This window comes from Actinomadura sp. DC4 (assembly GCF_030406325.1).
GTDB lineage: Bacteria > Actinomycetota > Actinomycetes > Streptosporangiales > Streptosporangiaceae > Actinoallomurus.
Window position 1 is genome coordinate 139,003 of the sequence record NZ_JAUEQY010000001.1, and the last position, 17,134, is coordinate 156,136.

13 protein-coding genes, 1 tRNA gene and 1 pseudogene are annotated in these 17,134 nt (G+C 71.4%); 5 read left to right on the forward strand and 10 right to left on the reverse strand.

What is annotated here, in order from left to right; genetic code table 11:
* Positions 1 to 11: 11 nt before the first annotated feature.
* The 8 genes from QWU11_RS00630 to QWU11_RS00665 all read right to left on the reverse strand — a co-directional run bounded on the left by QWU11_RS00630 (position 12) and on the right by QWU11_RS00665 (position 10,045).
* Positions 12 to 608, reverse strand: coding sequence for an ATP/GTP-binding protein (locus QWU11_RS00630; RefSeq protein WP_290102949.1), 597 nt, complete (start codon positions 606 to 608; stop codon positions 12 to 14).
* A complete protein-coding gene (locus tag QWU11_RS00635) occupies positions 589 to 1,038 on the reverse strand; it encodes a DUF742 domain-containing protein (protein ID WP_290102950.1) in 450 nt (149 codons plus the stop codon). The genes QWU11_RS00630 and QWU11_RS00635 overlap by 20 nt, the downstream gene beginning before the upstream one ends.
* Entirely contained in the window at positions 1,035 to 1,448 is a 414-nt protein-coding gene (locus QWU11_RS00640) for a roadblock/LC7 domain-containing protein (RefSeq protein WP_290102951.1), read from the reverse strand. The genes QWU11_RS00635 and QWU11_RS00640 overlap by 4 nt, the downstream gene beginning before the upstream one ends.
* On the reverse strand, positions 1,445 to 3,844 hold the full coding sequence (locus tag QWU11_RS00645) for a nitrate- and nitrite sensing domain-containing protein (protein ID WP_290102952.1): 2,400 nt from the start codon (positions 3,842 to 3,844) through the stop codon (positions 1,445 to 1,447). The genes QWU11_RS00640 and QWU11_RS00645 overlap by 4 nt, the downstream gene beginning before the upstream one ends.
* Before the next feature lie 281 nt (positions 3,845 to 4,125).
* The gene (locus tag QWU11_RS00650; protein ID WP_290102953.1) at positions 4,126 to 5,769 is read right to left on the reverse strand and encodes a prenyltransferase/squalene oxidase repeat-containing protein; all 1,644 of its coding nucleotides are present in this window, start codon (positions 5,767 to 5,769) and stop codon (positions 4,126 to 4,128) included.
* Positions 5,766 to 6,671 (reverse strand): terpene synthase family protein, encoded by a 906-nt coding sequence (locus QWU11_RS00655; RefSeq protein WP_290102954.1) that lies wholly within the window; start codon positions 6,669 to 6,671, stop codon positions 5,766 to 5,768. Before QWU11_RS00655 ends, QWU11_RS00650 begins: the two co-directional genes overlap by 4 nt.
* 100 nt (positions 6,672 to 6,771) lie before the next feature.
* On the reverse strand, positions 6,772 to 8,130 hold the full coding sequence (locus QWU11_RS00660; RefSeq protein ID WP_290102955.1) for a cytochrome P450: 1,359 nt from the start codon (positions 8,128 to 8,130) through the stop codon (positions 6,772 to 6,774).
* A 313-nt stretch (positions 8,131 to 8,443) separates the two neighbouring features.
* Positions 8,444 to 10,045, reverse strand: coding sequence for a GMC family oxidoreductase N-terminal domain-containing protein (locus QWU11_RS00665; protein WP_290102956.1), 1,602 nt, complete (start codon positions 10,043 to 10,045; stop codon positions 8,444 to 8,446).
* Positions 10,046 to 10,588: 543 nt separating this feature from the next.
* Here QWU11_RS00665 and QWU11_RS00670 point away from each other — a divergent pair.
* Positions 10,589 to 10,714: pseudogene (locus QWU11_RS00670) on the forward strand (class I SAM-dependent methyltransferase); the annotation flags it as partial.
* Between the two features lie 269 nt (positions 10,715 to 10,983).
* Here QWU11_RS00670 and QWU11_RS00675 read toward each other — a convergent pair.
* Together QWU11_RS00675 and QWU11_RS00680 are read right to left on the reverse strand one after the other, a co-directional pair.
* A tRNA-Pro gene (locus QWU11_RS00675) sits at positions 10,984 to 11,057 on the reverse strand.
* A 57-nt stretch (positions 11,058 to 11,114) separates the two neighbouring features.
* Positions 11,115 to 13,502, reverse strand: a complete 2,388-nt coding sequence (locus tag QWU11_RS00680) for a protein kinase (RefSeq protein WP_290102957.1) — start codon at positions 13,500 to 13,502, stop codon at positions 11,115 to 11,117.
* Positions 13,503 to 13,652: 150 nt separating this feature from the next.
* Between QWU11_RS00680 and QWU11_RS47155 the strand changes: the two genes are divergently transcribed.
* From QWU11_RS47155 to QWU11_RS00695, 4 genes are all read left to right on the forward strand, one after another.
* On the forward strand, positions 13,653 to 13,727 hold the full coding sequence (locus tag QWU11_RS47155; protein WP_354670795.1) for a putative leader peptide: 75 nt from the start codon (positions 13,653 to 13,655) through the stop codon (positions 13,725 to 13,727).
* 49 nt (positions 13,728 to 13,776) lie between these two features.
* Entirely contained in the window at positions 13,777 to 14,229 is a 453-nt protein-coding gene (locus tag QWU11_RS00685; protein WP_290102958.1) for a cysteine dioxygenase family protein, read from the forward strand.
* Between the two features lie 222 nt (positions 14,230 to 14,451).
* On the forward strand, positions 14,452 to 16,695 hold the full coding sequence (locus QWU11_RS00690) for a nitrate- and nitrite sensing domain-containing protein (RefSeq protein ID WP_290102959.1): 2,244 nt from the start codon (positions 14,452 to 14,454) through the stop codon (positions 16,693 to 16,695).
* Positions 16,692 to 17,132 (forward strand): roadblock/LC7 domain-containing protein, encoded by a 441-nt coding sequence (locus tag QWU11_RS00695; RefSeq protein WP_290102960.1) that lies wholly within the window; start codon positions 16,692 to 16,694, stop codon positions 17,130 to 17,132. Before QWU11_RS00690 ends, QWU11_RS00695 begins: the two co-directional genes overlap by 4 nt.
* Positions 17,133 to 17,134 lie beyond the last annotated feature (2 nt).

The following is a 17,134-nucleotide window of genomic DNA, read 5'->3' on the forward strand; positions in this document are numbered from 1 at the left end:
GCCGGTCGCCGTCATGCGGGCGCGGACTGCTTCTTGCGGGTCTCCATCGCGTGCTGGACCAGGGCGATCAGCACCTTCTTGCCCGACTCCCTGGCCCGGGCGTCGCAGAGCAGCACCGGGATGCCCGAGCCGAGGTTCAGCGCGGCCTGGACCTCCTCCAGGTCGTACTGCCGGGCGCCCTCGAAGCAGTTCACCGCCACGATGAACGGAATGTGGCGCCGCTCGAAGTAGTCGACCGCGGGGAAGCAGTCCGCGAGCCGCCGCGTGTCGGCCAGCACGACCGCGCCGAGGGAGCCGATCGCGACCTCGTCCCACATGAACCAGAACCTCTCCTGTCCGGGCGTGCCGAACAGGTAGAGCATGAACTCGTCCTTGATCGTGATGCGGCCGAAGTCCATCGCGACCGTGGTGGTCGTCTTCTCCTCGACGCCGGAGACGTCGTCGACGGGGACGCTCCGGTCGGTGAGGATCTCCTCGGTCCGGAGCGGCTTGGTCTCCGAGACCGCCCCGACCAGTGTGGTCTTTCCGGCGCCGAATCCGCCGGCGATCATAATCTTGATCGCCTTGGGCAGTCTCCGGCCCTGTCGGTCAAAGCGCATGGAGTCCATCGATCACTGCCCTGTACATCTGCTCGTCGTTCATGAAATCGGTGTCGGTCTGGGGGTCCTGGGCCGTGATGAGCCCCTTGTCGAGTAGGTCACCGAGCAGCACGCGTACGGTGACGGTCGGGAGTTTCAGATGCCCGGCGATCTCCGCGACGGACATCACCTGCTCGCAGAGGTTCACCGCCGCCTGGTGCTCCGGGCCCAGGCCCAGCTCGGGCGTCACCGGAAGGCCCGTCGCCTCGACCATGGTGACCAGGTCGAACGTGCCGCGTACGGGCTGCATCCGGCCGCTGGTCATGACGTACGGGCGGACCAGCGGCCCCGCCTGGTCGTCGAGCCAGCGCTCTTCGTTGTCTTCCTGGGCGCCGTACGGCGCCCCGCCTGTGTCCTGCCCCGGGTTCTCCTCTGCCGAAGGGTCGCCGGGGGAGGTCACGACGCCTGCTCCGCAGTCCGCGACGAGGCGCTCAGGTGGTGGCCGAGTCCGGTGACGAGCATCGCCATCTCGTACGCGATGAGCCCGATGTCGGCCTCCTCGGTGCTGAGCACCGCGAGGCAGGCACCCTGGCCGGCGACGGTCACCAGCAGGTACGCGGAACGCATCTCGACGACGGTCTGACGGATGGGACCGCCGCCGAAGCGTTCGCCGACGCCCTTGGCGAGCGACTGGATCCCGGCCGCCACCGCCGCGAGATGCTCGGCGTCCTCGTGTTCGAACTCCCGCGAGGCGGCCATGAGCAGGCCGTCCGCGGACAGCACGATCGCGTGCTGGGCTTCGTGTACGCGCTTGATCAGGTCGTCGAGCAACCAGGCCAGATCGGCGGAGGGGTCTGTCTTTTGCGTCACTGGTTGTCCTCTTCGGCAAGTTCGTCGGGTGCGGGGGTGGGCTCGGCCGCAGGAGGCTGCGACCGCGCCGCGTCGGTTCTGCCTCGCCGGGTACCGGCCTGCAGGCCGCCGAACGACCTGCGGATCTGCTCCGGCGAGGGAACGTCGTCCTCCTCGGCGGCCGGGGCGGTCGCGGCGGGCGTGCCCTCGGTGAGCAGTGCGGGCGTGATGCTGGCCTGCGGGACCCGTACCGGCAGTCCGGAGGGCGTGGTCTGCGCTCCGGCCGGCTCGGCGGGCGGTACGGGCTCCGGCGGTCGTGTCGCCGTCCGCTGCGGGAGCGGCGGCAGGCCGCCGTTCGCGTCGGCGGCGAGCGCGAGCGCCTCGGCCGGCGCGACCGGGACGTCCGCCGGAGGCGGGGTGACCTCGGGCGGCGCCGGAGGCTCGACGGTGGGCAGCGCCGGGGGTTCGAGAACCGACGCCTCCGTCGCCACGCGGATGTCTCCGTAGGAGGTGGCGGTCATCCCGCCCGCGCCGACGGTGACCGGTACGCCACGCGCCTCGAGCCCCGGCTCGGCCCCCTCCTCGGCGCCCCGCGCGATCAGCTCGCGGGGGATGAGGACGACGGCCGTCGTCCCGCCGTAGGAGGAGTGCTTGAGCGACACCCGGACCTCGTAGCGCATGGCCAGCCGGCCGACGACGTACAGGCCGAGGTGCGCCGAGCTCGACAGGTTGAACTCGGGCGGGTCGGTGACCCGCTCGTTGATTTCGGCCAGGATCTCGTCGGTCATGCCGAGACCGCGGTCCTCGATCTCCACGACGTAGCCGTGGGCCACCTGGTGGCCGCTGACCTGAGCCTGGGTGTACGGCGGGGAGAAGGAGACGGCGTTCTCGATCAGCTCGGCGAGGAGGTGGACGATGTCACCGACCGCGCGGCCGGCCAGCGCCACGTCGCCCATCGGCATCACGGTGACCCGGGTGTAGTCCTCGACCTCGGCGACCGAGGAGCGCACCACGTCGATCATCGGCACCGGGCGGCGCCAGCCACGGGCGGGCGTGGCGCCGGACAAGACGATGAGGTTCTCGGCGTTGCGCCGCATCCGGGTGGCGAGGTGGTCGACGCGGAACAGGTCCTCGAGCTCCGTGCTGTCGTCCTCGCGGCGTTCCATGGTGTCCAGCAGCGTGAGCTGGCGGTGGACGAGCGCCTGCGAGCGGCGGGCCAGGCTGAGCAGGATGTCGCGGATGCCGCGGCGCAGCTCGGCCTGCTCGACGGCGGTGCGGATCGCGGTCTCCTGCACGGAGTTGAACGCGTGCCCCACCTGGCCGACCTCGTCGTTGCCGAACTCCAGCGGCGGCGCCTCGGCCGAGACGTCCACCTTCTCACCGCGGCCGAGCCGTTCCACGATGCCGGGCAGCCGCCTGTCGGCCAGCTCGTGGGCGGCCACGCGGAGCCGTTCGAGCTGCCGCATGAGGGCTCGCGTCGTGGTGATGGACACGATGATCGAGGTGATGAGCGCGACGAGCCCGAGGCCGCCGGCCAGCACCAGGCGGACGACGACGCCGATGCCGATGGGCTTGGCACGGTTGACGAGGCGGTCACCGCCACCGAACACGGCCTTGGAGAGGTCGGACAGGGCCGGGTCCGCCGCGGCGCGCCATTGGACGGAGTTGATCGGCGGCCTCCTGCCGGGCCTGCCCTGGCTCAGCATGGCCGTCTCGAGGCTGTGGAGGCGGGCCATCGCCGTGCTCTTGGTCACCAGGTCGTACGACACGCGGTCGGTCGCCTGCAGCTCTTCCTCCACCTTGCGGATGGCGTACCGCTGGGCGCCCACGGCCTGCACGTACTGCAGGTAGTCGGCGCCGGTGACCCGCCGGGCCGCGAGGATGCCGGACACGAGCGCGTCCTCCTGGGAGACGAGCTCACGTGCGCGGTTGAGCTCGACCATGGTCCGGACGTCTTTCGCGAAGCCCTTGTCGTCCAGGGTGGCCAGCGAGTCGTCGACCTGGAAGATCGCGTCGATGGCGTCGTCGTAGACCGCCGCCGTACGGGAACGGTCCGTCAGCCCGGAGTCGATCGCGTTCCGGTTGGTGCCCAGGTTGCCGAACTGCCGCAGGGCGTCCTCCACGGCGGCCTTGAGCGTGGAGCTCTCGGCCAGTTTGACGTTGCCGCTGCTCGACAGGCGGGCGAAGTTCGCCACGGCCGTGTCCGTGCGGAGCCGCTGGGCGTCGAGTGCGCCACGCTGTCCCGATCCTGGGTTGCCCAGCCGGATCATGGACAACTGGCGCTCGCGCTGCAGCTCGGGCTGCAGGTCATCGATCGGCTGGGCGATCCCGCTGTTGACCACTGAGACCCAGACGAGGTTCACGCCTTCGCGCAGGGTGACCCAGGCGGCGAACGCCCAAAGGGCGGCGAGGGACAACAGAAGAGCGGTGATCTTAGTTCGTAGGCGCGCGTTTTGAAAGCGCATTGCACCAGCCCCAGCAAAGATTGACGGAGATTGACACTTTTTTCACACTAAAAACACAACGACGGAAATGGAGCGTGGATGACCTGCTATCCGTTAGCGCGCCGAGGCTGTGCGCGCTGTGATCGGTCGGACACTTGCGACGAGGGACTCTAGCAACGAGCGCATAACGGTTCAAGATTGGTCCCTTCCCGCATGTGGTACAAAATGGACAGTCGGTCTGATTTGGGAAGAATCTATGGACGCCATGCGATCCACTGATCCAGCCCGAATCGGGGACGATCGCCGAGGTGACGGTGGCCCAGATGGAGGGCCGCGAGCGTCGCCGCGCGGACGACGGCGATCGGCTGATAAAGATCCTTGTCGTGCCACAGCGCCGGGTCCTCCGGGTGGGCCGGGAACCGCGCGAGATGGTCGCAGCCGCGTTCGGCGGCCCGGCGGTGCGGGCCGTCCGGAAGCTCCTCGCCGGCCGCCGGATCGGGCCGCGTCAGCAGCAGGAGCTGTACGGCGTAGGCGGTCTCCTCGGCGGTCCCCGTCCAGTGCCCCCAGGATCCGTCCGGGCGCTGCGTCTCGAGCACCCACCGAACGGCGCGGTCGACGGCCGCGGCCGACGCCGGGCCGTCGAACTCGTGCAGCGCCAGGGCCGCGCACGCGGTGGCGTAGTAGGGCGAGGCGTGCCACCGGTCGTGCCAGTTGCCGTCATCCGACTGCTGGTCGCGCAGCCAGGCCGCGACCTTCGCGACCGTCGCCGTACGGCGGGCCGCCTCGGCCGTGCCGTCCTCCCGTACCTCGCGCCGGTACTGGCCGAACGCCTCCAGGACGTGCGCGTTCGTGCTGACCGAGACGCCCTCCTCACCGGGCCAGGTGGAGAAGTGCGTGTCGTTCTCGAACGCCCAGAGGGCGTCGGGCGAGTGCGGCGCGCCGGCCAGTGCCAGCGCGTAGAGCGCCACCGCCGTGGTGTCGGCGTCCTTCGGCAGCCCGGCCGCGGCGGCCGTGCCGCCGGGGCCGAGCGAGGCCACCAGGCTCGTCACGATCTCGGCGGGCGGGGCGACGCCGAGCCCGGCGCGGGCCAGCCAGCTCAGCACCCAGCCCCGCTCGAACACCGTGATCGGCAGGCCGCACGGCACCGGCCCGCCGTACCGGCGCACGGCCCTCTCAAGGAACGCGCGCGCGGGTTCGTCCGGCGCGGCCCCGTCGCCGAGCCAGGCGGCGGTGGCGGCCGGCGACGCGCCGACCGTGCCGGTCGTCTCGGGCCGGATCGCGGGATGGCGGCGGGCGACGTCGCCGGCGATCTCCAGGGCGTGCAGCAGCTTCTGCGGCAGGCCGCCGCCGGAGGCCAGCCGGTCCCGGATCATCGTGAGCGGCGCCTCGCTGATCCCGGCGGGCGTGCGCAGGCGTTCGCCGCCCGGCCACCAGCCGCCGCTCGGCGGCGTCTCGTCCAGGCGCCGGTTGATCGACTGGATCAGGGACGGGACGATCAGCTCGATCGCCGGCAGGTCCGGCAGCTCAGGGCCGGTCAGGGCGCCGGGCCCGCGCAGCCACCGGAAGAGCACCCGCAGGCCGGCGGAGGCGCCCTCGGCCCGGGGGCCTCTGCCGGGCAGCGTCGCCAGGAGCGCGTCGGTCGCGCTCAGCGTCGGGACGAGGGCGTACCCGGGTTCCGGCGAGCCCCATCCGCCGTACGGCTGCTGCGTCCGCAGGAGGTGGGCGACGCGCTGGTCGTGCCCGGTCAGCCCCGGGCTCAGGGCCACGAGCCGCCCGGTCTCGTACACCGAGGGGGAGACCTGGCCCCACGGCTCCGCGACGAGCCTCGCGACGAGCGCCTCCGCGTCGGCGAACAGGTCCGCGACCGCGAGCGTCGCCGAGTGGGTGCCGGCGCTCACAGAGCGCCCCAGTAGTCGGTCATCCCGTAGTAGCCGGCGCTGTGCCCGATCTGCCGCCGGAGGTAGTCGGCCTCGCCGGGGAAGTCGGCGGCCAGCGGCGCGATCAGCTTCTCGCAGCCGTCGGCGAGCTCGCCGATCCGCCGGTCGACGTCGTCGCGGGTGGCGCCGAGCATCAGGCTGTTCAGGTCGCCCCAGGCGAGGTCCCGCTCGTACGTGGCGAGGTCGTTGAGCAGGCGCAGCGTGCGCTGGACCTCCGCACTCGCGGCGGCCAGGAGCCGCAGCTCGCTCGGGGTCGAGGCCGCGCCGTTGTAGATCCAGTGCCCGACGTTGACCAGCGACGAGCCGAAGTTGTCGGCGTTGGCGAGATAGTCCTCCAGCGTCGGGGGCGCCGCGTCGCCGTCGGTCTTCCAGCTCCACTCGCGCGCGTTGGCGAGCAGGTACCGCTGGAGGTGGTCCCGCCAGACCGGCCGCTGCGCCGCCCAGGCCGGCCGGGTGGCCAGCTCGTCGCGCAGGCTCGCCAGGAGCCCCTGGACCGGGGCGCCGGGGTCGGGCTCGGCGCCGTCGCCGACGGCCGCGCAGCCTCCTACGATCGCGTCGATCTCCTCCCGCGAGGTAGCGACGTAGTCCATGAGCCAGTCGGCGGCGAAGGCCCACAGCGAGGTGCGCGCCGCGACGCGGATCCCGGCCGCCGTGGACCGCGGGGAGCCGAACGCGTTGGCGAGGGCGACGCCGCTGAAGACCGTCGGGCCGAAGGGCTTCGCGGCGAACAGACCGGGGTACTCGGCCGCGCATTCCTGCAGGTCGCGCAGGCACTCCATGGCAAGCGCGCAGGCTCGTCCCCGCTCCGCCGCGGTGTCGAGCACATCGCCGGGGTCGTCCTGCCGGGCGACGGAATACGCCATTCCATCTCTCCTGTGCTGATCGGTGATCTGGTGGACCAGCGACCGAACGCCCCCGCGTACGGCCGTCACGAGCGCCCGCGCCGTACGCGGGCGGCGGTCGTCAGACGGCTTGCAGGGATATCTCGACCTCCCGGCGAGGGCGCAGCGTCGCGCCGATCCGCGGTCGTTCGGGGACCTGGCCGAGCAGGACCGGCCGGAAGCGGCTCAGGAGGCCGGCGATGATGAGCTCCGCCTCGATGTTGAAGATGTGCATCCCGATGCACTGGTGCGGCCCGCCGCCGAACGGGAAGTAGGAGTAGCGGTGCCGGCGTCCGGAGGCGGGCGTCGCCCGGCTCGTGTCGAAGCGGTCCGGGTCGAACTCCAGCGGGCGCGGCCAGTACTCCCCGAGCCGGTGGGTCAGGAACGGGCTGAGCAGAACGGTGTCGCCCGATTTGACCGAGACCCCGCCCAGCTCGACCGGCCGTACGGCCCGGCGGGGGAACAACCAGCCCACCGGGTAGAGCCGCAGCAGCTCCTGGACGACCTGCTTGGTGTAGGTGAGCCGCGGCAGGTGCACAGGGCCGACGGGCTCACCCCCGACGACGCGGTCGATCTCCTCGTACAGCCGGGCGGCCACCTCGGGATGGGAGTCGAGGAGCGGCCACAGCCAGGTCAGCGCGCCGACGGTCGTCTCTGTGGCGGTGGCGAACATGGCGACGAGGTTGTCGCGGACCCACCGGTCGGTGACCTCGCCGCCCTCGGCCGTACGGGCCTGGCACAGCGCGGAGAAGAAGTCGGCGCCGTCGTCCGGCCGCCGGCGGTAGTCGCCGATGACGGAGAACAGCACGCTGTCCATCTCCTCCACGCCCTTCTTGAAGGCGCGGTCGCCGGGCACGGGCACCGACTCGGGCAGGAACGGCAGCAGGAAGCGGAACGCGATCGCGGTCGCGATGTTGTCGAACGCGGGGGCGAGCCGGTCGTTGTCCGCGTCGGAGATCTTGTCCCCGAAGAAGACCTTCAGCACGGCGCGGTTGACGACACCGCCGATCTCCGCGCGGGCGTCGATCGAGGCGCCCGGCTCGAGGGCCGCGATCGACTCGTTGATCGAGGCGGCGATCCGGTCGGCCACCGCGTTCACGTGACGCGTGGTGAGGACGGGCTGCAGGCTCCGGCGGGACAGGTCCCAGTCCGGGCCCTCGCCGAGGATGCTGTCGCCGAACAGGCGGTGCAGCGGCCTCCAGAACGTTCCGTCGCGGAGGAAGTTGGCCGCGTCGTCGCGGAGGATGTGCTGGACGTGGTCGGGGTGACTCGCCACGTGGGCACGGAAGACGCCGAAGTCGACCCGTACGAGCTCGCCGGAGGACAGCCGGCCGATCTGCTCGATCTCCTTGAGAGGGTCTTTGAGTAGGCGGGGGAGTGTGCGGTACAGCCGGAAGGTACGAGCCTTTTGTGACGGACGCGTGTCAACGGCAGCAGTCACTACTGACGTCCCCTACTCCAGATCAGACGCGGCGTGCCGGTACCCACGACCAATGCCCGAAACGCCGTTTAACGGGGTCAGGTCGTACGGGCGGAACGAGGGCTCGACAACGGTTCATGCGGCGGTGACTACGGACGGCAAGCACTATGTCTACAAACTGTGCTTACCGGGCAGTATTGCATGATCGATCCCTATGGGCGAGGCCCCGGGAGGGGGAATTTCCGGCCAATCGGTGTCGACTGCAGGGGATCGAAACAAGTGGACCTGACTGTCAGTCCGATACGTGGTTTTGGCCGCTGGGCAGGCGGAATGCTTACGCCGCGCCCAGGATCAGGTCCGCCGCGCGCCACGCCGCGGCCATCGTCGGCGCGTTGAGATTGCCCGACACCATCACCGGCAGGACCGAGGAGTCGGCGACCCGCAGGCCCTCCACCCCTCGTACGCGGAGCCGCGAGTCGACCACGTCGTCATCGTCCGGGCCCATCGCGCACGTGCCCATGGCGTGGTAGCCGCAGTAGCCGTGGTCGAGCGCGGCGTCCAGGATCGCCCGCTCGTCCCGTACGCCGGTCCCGGGAAGGGTCTCCGCCTTGACCCGGCGCGCGAGCGGGGCGGTCGAGAAGAGCTCCCGCATCCGTTCGACGAGGCCGACCCCGATCCGGCGGTCGTGCTCGGTGGCGAAGTAGTTGGGGGTGATCTCCGGAGGGGCCTCGGGGTCGTCGGAGGTGATGAGGACGCTGCCCTCGCTGTCGGGCCGCAGGATCGTGCCGAGGCACATCGCGCCCGGCTCGCGTTCGAGCTCCAGCTGCCGCCCGGGGATCTGCGGCCCGGCGGAGAACGGCGCGAGCAGCAGCTGCGCGTCGGGCCGGTCCAGCTCGGGCCGGGTCTTGAGGAAGGCGATGAGGTCGAACGCCGGGGCGGCGAGCGGGCCGCCGCGCGTGAGGAGGTACCGCAGCCCCTCCTTCGCCTGCCGGGGCGCGGTGTTGAGCAGCCGGTTGTAGCCGAGATCCTCGTTGAGCCGGAACTGCATCTTGAAGACACGGTGCTCCCGCATCCGCGCGCCGACGTTGGGCCGGTCGACGACGACGTCGACCCCGATCTCCTTGAGCGCGTCGGCCGGCCCGACCCCGGAGAGCTGCAAGAGCTTGGGCGTGGCGATGCTGCCCGCCGACAGGATCACCTCGGCGTCGGCGAAGTGCTCGACGATCCGCCCGCGCTGCCGTACGCGGACACCGACGGCCCGGCTCCGCTGCAGGATCAGCTTGAGGACGAGGGCCTCGGTGACGACGGTGAGATTGGACCGGTGCGCGACCGGATGCAGGAACGCCCGCGCGGCGCTGAACCGCCGGCCGTCCTTGATCGTCGCCATGGCGTACCCGATGCGCTCCCGGTCGGAGGCGTTGACGTCCCGTTCCCTGCTCCAGCCGAGCCCTTCGCCGGCCGCGATCATCTGCTCGCAGAGGCCTTCGGTCTCCGGCGCGGTGGAGACGTTCAGCGGCCCGCCCCAGCCTCGTACGTCGGAGGCGCCGAGCTCGTTGTTCTCGATCTTCTTGAAGATCGGCAACATGGTGCCCCAGCCCCAGCCGGGATTCCCCAGACGCTCGATCGCGTCGTAGTCGGCCCGCTGCCCTCGGTTGTAGATCATCCCGTTGACCGAACTGGACCCCCCGAGCGTCCGCCCGAACGGCCAGTGCTCGACGCGGTTCGAGGGCCCGATCGGCCGTACGGGGTAGTCCCAGGTGTAGCGGCGGCTGTCGTAGAGCTTGGCGAACCCCTTGGGCACCCCGATGAGGGGACTCCGATCCCGCCCGCCGGCCTCGATGAGCAGAACCCGCGTACCGGGATCCGCGGAGAGCCGGTTGGCCAGCACGCACCCCGCGGAACCCGCCCCGACGATGATGTAGTCGAAAGCCCCCACCGAAAATCCCGTCCTCTCGACCGCCCCCGGCATGCGGCCGCGGAGCAAGATCACGACATTAGCGGCTGCAATTGCATCGGCGTGACCTCATCCGATGACCGATGCGTTGACTGAGTCAGGACGCTCGGCAGCCGCGTCCGGTGGACACGGAGAGCGCCGGAAATCGACCCGAAGCCCTTATGCGGCCGGGGACCAGGGGCGGAGCCATGGGACCGAGCCCAGGTGGAGGGGCCGCCGGCGTGAGCTCTGAGGTCATGGACTCAAGCGAGCACTTGGCTGATGGTTGCAATTGCCGGGGATCGTGACATAAGTCTCATTCCGCCCCGGCTGTCCGCGGAGGCCTCGGCGACGGAGAGTCCACCTCGCGAGAGGGCCGGGGGAGGCACGCCTGTCGGTGGCTGGCTTTTGGCGATTACACCGCCCGCCATCGCAGGCCACCGAATAGGCAGACCCTCCTGAAACGAGAAACCCCCGGGCGGAAGGCGAGGACGAAGTCTCGGGCTCCGGGGGTACCCCGACCGGGAAAACGCGGCCCTCGGCGAAGCCGTGTTCGCCGAGTCGGTGCGCGGTGCTGGAGGCGGGCCGGTCGCCGATGTCGGCTGCGGGCCGGGCCGTGTCACCGGCCACCTCCAGGACCTGGGAGTGGACGCGTTCGGCATCGACATCTCGCTCGGCCCAGATGAGGACGTCCCGGGAGCCGTCATCTTCGCGCGCAGCCACGCCTGACCCCGCCCCATGACACGGACGGCACCCGCACCGCGCCCAGTACGCAGAAGGGCCACCGAAAGCTCGGTGACCCTCCTGCGAAGCAAAACCGACCCCCGGAAGGCGGAGACGAAGTCTCCGCACCGGAGGGCTCCGGGGGGTCGCCCCCCGGGAAACATCGCGGACCCCCGGCGAAGCCGCTTAAAAAGCGGCGAGCAGAGTAATCCGTCTCGTCGGGACGGCGGGATTCGAACCCACGACCCTTTGACCCCCAGTCAAATGCGCTACCAAGCTGCGCTACGTCCCGAGAACGCACCAAAGATTAGCACAGGGTGATCGATGATCCGCCACGCTTGGCAGTCGGTCAGACCAGGTCCCACAGGCGTACCGCGGCGTCGTCGCCCGCCGTCGCCAGTGTGCGGCCGTCCGGGCTGAAGGCGATGGACTCGACCGTGCGTGTCCGGGCGTCGAGTCTTGTCGCCAGGGCGCCGGTGGTGGTGTTCCAGAGCAGGACCGCCGCGCCGCTCGCGCAGGCCAAGGTGCGGCCGTCGGGGCTGAAGGCGATGGCGTTCACCTGGCCGCCGAAGCGGGGGGCGGTGGGGCGGAAGCGGTGACCGGCGACGTCCCACAGGCGGACGCCCCGGCCACCGGTGGCCAGCAGGCTGCCGTCCGGGCTGAAGGCCATCTCGCCGACCGTCGAGGTCAGTCCCGTCACGACGGCGGGGCGGGCGTTGCCTCTGGTGTCCCAGAGGCGTACGGCGCGGGTGCCCGCGGTGGCCAGGGTGCGGCCGCGCGGGCCGAAGGCCGCGGTCAGGAGAAGCTCCCCCTCGGTCGGCAGGGATCTCAGGCCGCGGTGGCCGGCGACGTTCCACAGCCGTACGTCGTCGCCGGCGGTCGCGAGGACGGCGCCGTCCGCGCTGAACGTCACCGCCCCGACGCCACGGCCGTGCGTGTCAAGTGTGGCGAGGGCCCGGCGGCCGGACGCGCTCCAGAGGATCACCTTCCCGTCGTACGCGCCGGTGGCGAGGGTCTTGCCGTCGGGGCTGAACGCGGCGGCGTCGACCGTGTGCCGGTGCCCGGCGAGTGTGCCGGCGGGGCGGTGGCCCGCGACGTTCCAGAGCCGTACGGTCCGGTCCTGCCCGCCCGTGGCGATCGTCCGGCCGTCCGGGCTGAACGCCACGCTGAGTACCTGGCCTCGCCCCGCCGGCAGGGTCGCGGCCAGCCGGGGACGGGCCACGGGCGCGGCGGCGAGGCGCTCGTGCACCGTCGCCGCGTTGCCGAACGGTACGAGGGCGAGCGCGGCCAGGCAGACGACGGCCACCGTCGACCGCGCCCGCCGCCCCGGAGGACGCGCGCCGGACGCCGGCCGGCCAGCCGCCCGCCGCCGCGAGCGCCGCCCCGGAGACTCGCCCCGCCGGCCCCGTACGCCCGGCACCCCGCGAGGTCCTGGAACGACGGCCGCAGACCGCCGGGCCGGGGGAGACACGCCGGACGCCGGGCCGACCGGCGTCCGCGGCTCGTCCCGGGCACCTGGCGCCCGCACGGGAGGGTCCGCGACGGAGGCCGCCGCAGACCGCGACCGCGCGTCCGGGCGGGCCGACTCCTGCGATTCGTCCGGAAGTCCCGGTGCGTCCGGCCCCCACCCGCCACGGCGCCGAGCTCGCCGGCCCGGAGGACGCGAGCCGATCGCCGGCCGGGTCGGCGTCCGTGGTTCGTCCTGGGGATCCGGCGCGCGCACGGAAAGGTCTGCGGCCGGCGCAGACCGTGACCGCCGGTCCGGGCGGCCCGCGTCGGTCGTGAGGCGGGTCGGGTCCGGTGGGTCGGCCCGCCGGTCAAGGACGTCCGGCACCCGCGCGCCACGGCGCCGGGACCGCCGGCCCGGCGGACGCGAGCCGGGCGCCGGGCCGGCGGTACCGGCGCGAGGGTCCCCGGCCGGCGGACGCGTGAGGCGGGCGCAGGCGGTGAGGAGGGCGGCGGCCTCCTCCGGGCTCATCCGGGACTCCACGTCCTTGCGCAGCAGGCCCTCGATGACAGGGGCCAGCGCGCCGGCGCGGCAGAGCGGGTGCGGCTCCTTCGTCAGGATCGCGTGGAACGTCGCGTTCGCGTTCGGGCCGCGGTACGCCCGCCGGCCCTCGACCGCGTAGAACAGCGTCGCGCCCAGGGACCACAGGTCCGACTCCGGGACGGCCGGTTCGCCCCGGGCGCGTTCGGGTGCCGTGTAGGACGGCGCGCCCATCACGATGCCCGACTCCGTCAGCTCGTCGTCGCCCTCGATCCGGGCGATTCCGAAGTCGCCCAGCACCACCCGGTCCTCGCCGACGATCACGTTGCTCGGCTTGACGTCCCGGTGGAGCACCCCGGCGGCGTGCGCGGCGCGCAGGGCGTCGAGCAGGGACAGGCCGATCTCGGCCGTACGGGCCGGTGTCAGCGGGCCGTCCGCACGCACGATCTGGCTCAGCGTGCGGCCCTGGACGAACTCCATGATGATCCACGGGACGCCCTCGTGCTCGACGATGTCATAGACGGTGACGACGCAGGGATGGCAGAGCCGGGCGGCCGACCTCGCCTCGCGCAGCGTGCGGGCGCGGTGCTCGTGGAGCTGTTCGGCGGTGTAGTGCGGCGGGAGGAAGAGCTGCTTGGCCGCCACGTCACGGTGGAGCCGTTGGTCGCGGGCCCGCCACACCACCGCGAACCCGCCCCTGCCGACCTGCTCGGTGAGGAGGTACTGCCCGGCGATCAGGCTCTCCCGCATGCCACGGACGATAACCACGACGGGGCCTCCGGCGGCGGATACTGCCGGACTCGGCATCGAAGAGTAACCGAACGGTCACCATGAAGCCGATCGGCGATGATCTCTATGTTTCCAATTGACTTAGTAGGCAATGTGCTCCAAGCTGGGGGAATGCTTCTCGGCGCCTCCCTTCACGCGCGCCTGCACGTCGACTTGCGGCGGCAGGCCAGCGCGCTGTGTCGGTGATCGGTTTTCCTCGCCGTTCGCCCGTGCACACCATCAGGAGAGACCGAGAATGACCGCCGTCACCCTTACTTCCACCACGCCTCGCCTCGCCGAGATCGCCCGGTCGCTGGCCGAGCGGCCGGACGAGTGGCTGCACCGCGTCCGGCTGAGCGCCGACGGCCGCTGGTACGAGCGCCTGCACCACGACGACGACCACGAGGTGTGGCTCATCAGCTGGCTGCCCGGCCAGGCCACCGGCTTCCATGACCACGGAGAGTCCGAGGGCGCCTTCACCGTCGTCCTGGGCAGCCTCGAGGAGCGCGAGCCCGGCAGCGAGCGTACGGTCGGCGTCGGCGAGTCCTGCGCCTTCGGGCGCGACTACATCCACGACGTGCGCAACACCTCGGCCGCCCCGGCGGTCAGCGTGCACGTCTACTCCCCGCCGCTCAGCACGATGCGGCGCTACGAGGAGACCGCCGACGGCCTCGTGGAGGTCGCCGTGGAGCAGACCGAGGATTGGTGACGGCGCGTCATCGGCCGGTGCCGGACGCGGCAGCGATTTTCGGTTTTCCGATAAGGGTCCGATTCGTATGAGTTGCCACCAGGGTGACTAATGTGGTGCCATTTACCTTCTCGGGAAGATCTTGCTCCAGGTAGTGCCTCAGTGCACGCGTGAAAAACCGAAAAGGCTGTCATGGCTTCCAACAGGCACTCGGCAAGGCGGTCGCTGCGGCTGAGATTGTTGGTGCTCCTTCTGGTCCCGCTGCTGTCCCTCGCCGCGGTCTGGGCCTTCGCCGCCTACCTCGCCAGTCGTGACGCGCTCAGCAAGTACGAGGCTTCGACCACGTACGACAGGGTCGGGTTGCCCGGCACCGCACTGATCGCCGCGTTGGAACAAGAGCGTTCCGCGGCGGCCGTGTCGGTGGCCACGGTCGGCCAGAATCACGGCGAGGTCGCCGCCGCGCGGACGACCACGGACGCGGCGCAGGCCGCGTTCCGCCGGTCGGCGCTGTCGGACTCGGCGCGGCGGACGATGAGCGGCACCACGAAGCAGCGCCTCGACGAGCTTCTGCGCAAGCTCGACGGGCTGACCGACGTGCGCTCGCGCATCGACGGCGGCGCCGTGGACACGCTGGGCGCGGTCAATGAGTACAACGCCGTCGCGGATGCACTTTTGCGCCTTTTCGGAAGTGTTGTCCTAATTAATGATCCGCTGATCTACCAGCAGGGCACCGCGATCGTCGACGTGAGCACCGCGTATGAGTTCATGTTGCGGGACAACGCGCTCGTCACGGCGGCGCTGGCCGGCCGCGTGCACAGACTCTCCAACCCGGAGTTCATCCAGTTCAGGCAGAACGCGGACAACGGCCGCCTGCTGTTCGACACCGGGCTTGCCGTCATGAAGCCGAGCCTGCGCGGCGCCCTGGACGAGCTCGCCGCCTCCACGGAGTTCCGCGACTTCCGCACCCTGGAGGAGACGATCGCCGAGGGCGGCGCGCGGGCGTCGCTGGCGCCCAGGGCGGAGCGCTGGCGCTCCAGCGTCACGCCGCTGGCGACGACCTGGTCCCAGGCGACCAACCAGGCCGGCGCCGTCCTCACCGCCGAGGCCAAGCCGATCGGCGACCGGATCATGTACACGCTCTACGCCGCGGCCGGATTCGGCCTGCTGGCCGTCGCGCTGTCGATCGCGGTCTCGATCCTGTTCGGCCGCACCCTGGCGCGCGAGCTCATCGGCCTGCAGCGGGCCGCCCTCGTCGTGGCCGGCGAGCGGCTCCCGAACGTGATCAGGCGGCTCAGGGCCGGCGAGAAGGTCAACGTCGACGCCGAGGTACCACCGGTCACGGCCGGGAAGAGCAGCGAGGTGACACGGGTCGCCGAGGCCCTGACCACGCTGCAGCGCACCGCGATCGAGTCGGCCGTCGGCGAGGCGAAGCTGCGGCAGGGCATCAACCAGGTCTTCCTCAACCTCGCCTGGCGGAGCCAGTCGTTGCTGCACCGGCAGCTCAGCATGCTCGACACGATGGAGAAGGAGGCGTCCGACCCGGACGCCCTCGAAGACCTGTTCGCCCTCGACCACCTCACCACCCGCATGCGCCGCCACGCCGAGGGCCTGGTGATCCTGTCCGGCGCCGCGCCGGCCCGCGGGTGGCACAACCCGGTCGCCGTCCGCGACATCCTCCGCGGCGCGATCGCCGAGGTCGAGGAGTACACGCGCGTCATCGTCGACTCGGCCGCGCCCGCCGCGCTGGACGGCAGCGTCGTCGCCGACATCACCCACCTCGTGGCCGAGCTCATCGAGAACGCCACGACCTTCTCGCCCCCGCCGACCCACGTGCACGTCCGCGGCGAGCTCGCCGCGAACGGCTACGGGATCGAGATCGAGGACCGCGGCATCGGGATGAACGACGAGGAGCTCGCCGACGCCAACCGGCGGCTGGAGCATCCTCCGGAGTTCGACTCGGCCGACGGTGACCGGCTCGGCCTGTTCATCGTCGGGCGGCTCGCCGAGCGGCACGGCATCGACGTGCACATCCTGACCTCGCCGTACGGTGGCGTCCGCGCGACCATACTGATCCCGCTCGACTACATCGCCAAGGACGACGGCGCCGAGTACGAGCAGACCTGGGTCGATGAGCCCGGCCCGCCGCCGTGGCAGGCGTGGGAGTCCAACCCGGTCCGGCCGGGATCGATCCCCGGTCCGGTGGAGCCCGGCCCGGCGTACATCACCGGACCGACGCGGATGCCCGGTCCGGAGCTCGAACCCGTGTCCGAGTCCGAGGACTATCCGGACGACGCGTCGGCGCCCGAGCTGCCCCAGCGCATTCGCCAGGCGAGCCTGGCCCCGCAACTGCGCGCCGCGACGCCGGCACGCACACCGTCGGGTACGAGCCCGGCGACCACCCGGCCGCCGGAGGAGACCCGTTCGCTGATGTCCTCGCTTCAGCAGGGCTGGCAACGCGGGCGCGAAGAAGAGGATCCCGACGAGTGAGTTCCTTTCAGGGCAGAGAGCCGACGCTCGACACGACCGGTGAGCTGAGCTGGTTGCTGGACGACCTCGTCACCCGTGTCGCGCTGGTGCGGCAGGCGATGATCCTGTCCGGCGACGGCATAGCGATGGGCATGTCCCGGGGGATCACCTCCGCGGACTCCGAGCACCTGGCCGCGCTCGCGGCCGGCTTCCACAGCCTGGCGCGCAGCGTCAGCGATACGTTCGGCGGCGGGGGAATCCGCCAGACGGTCGTCGAGCTGGAGTCGGCGTTCTTGTTCGTGATGACGGCGGGGGACGGCTCCTGCCTCGCCGTGCTCGCGGGAGGCGAGGCCAACATCGGTGTCATCGCGTACGAGATGACCAGGCTGGTCAAGCGGGTGCGCCGGCATCTCGCCACCGCGCCGAGGTCGGCGGGTGGGACACCGGGCAGGGGATGATC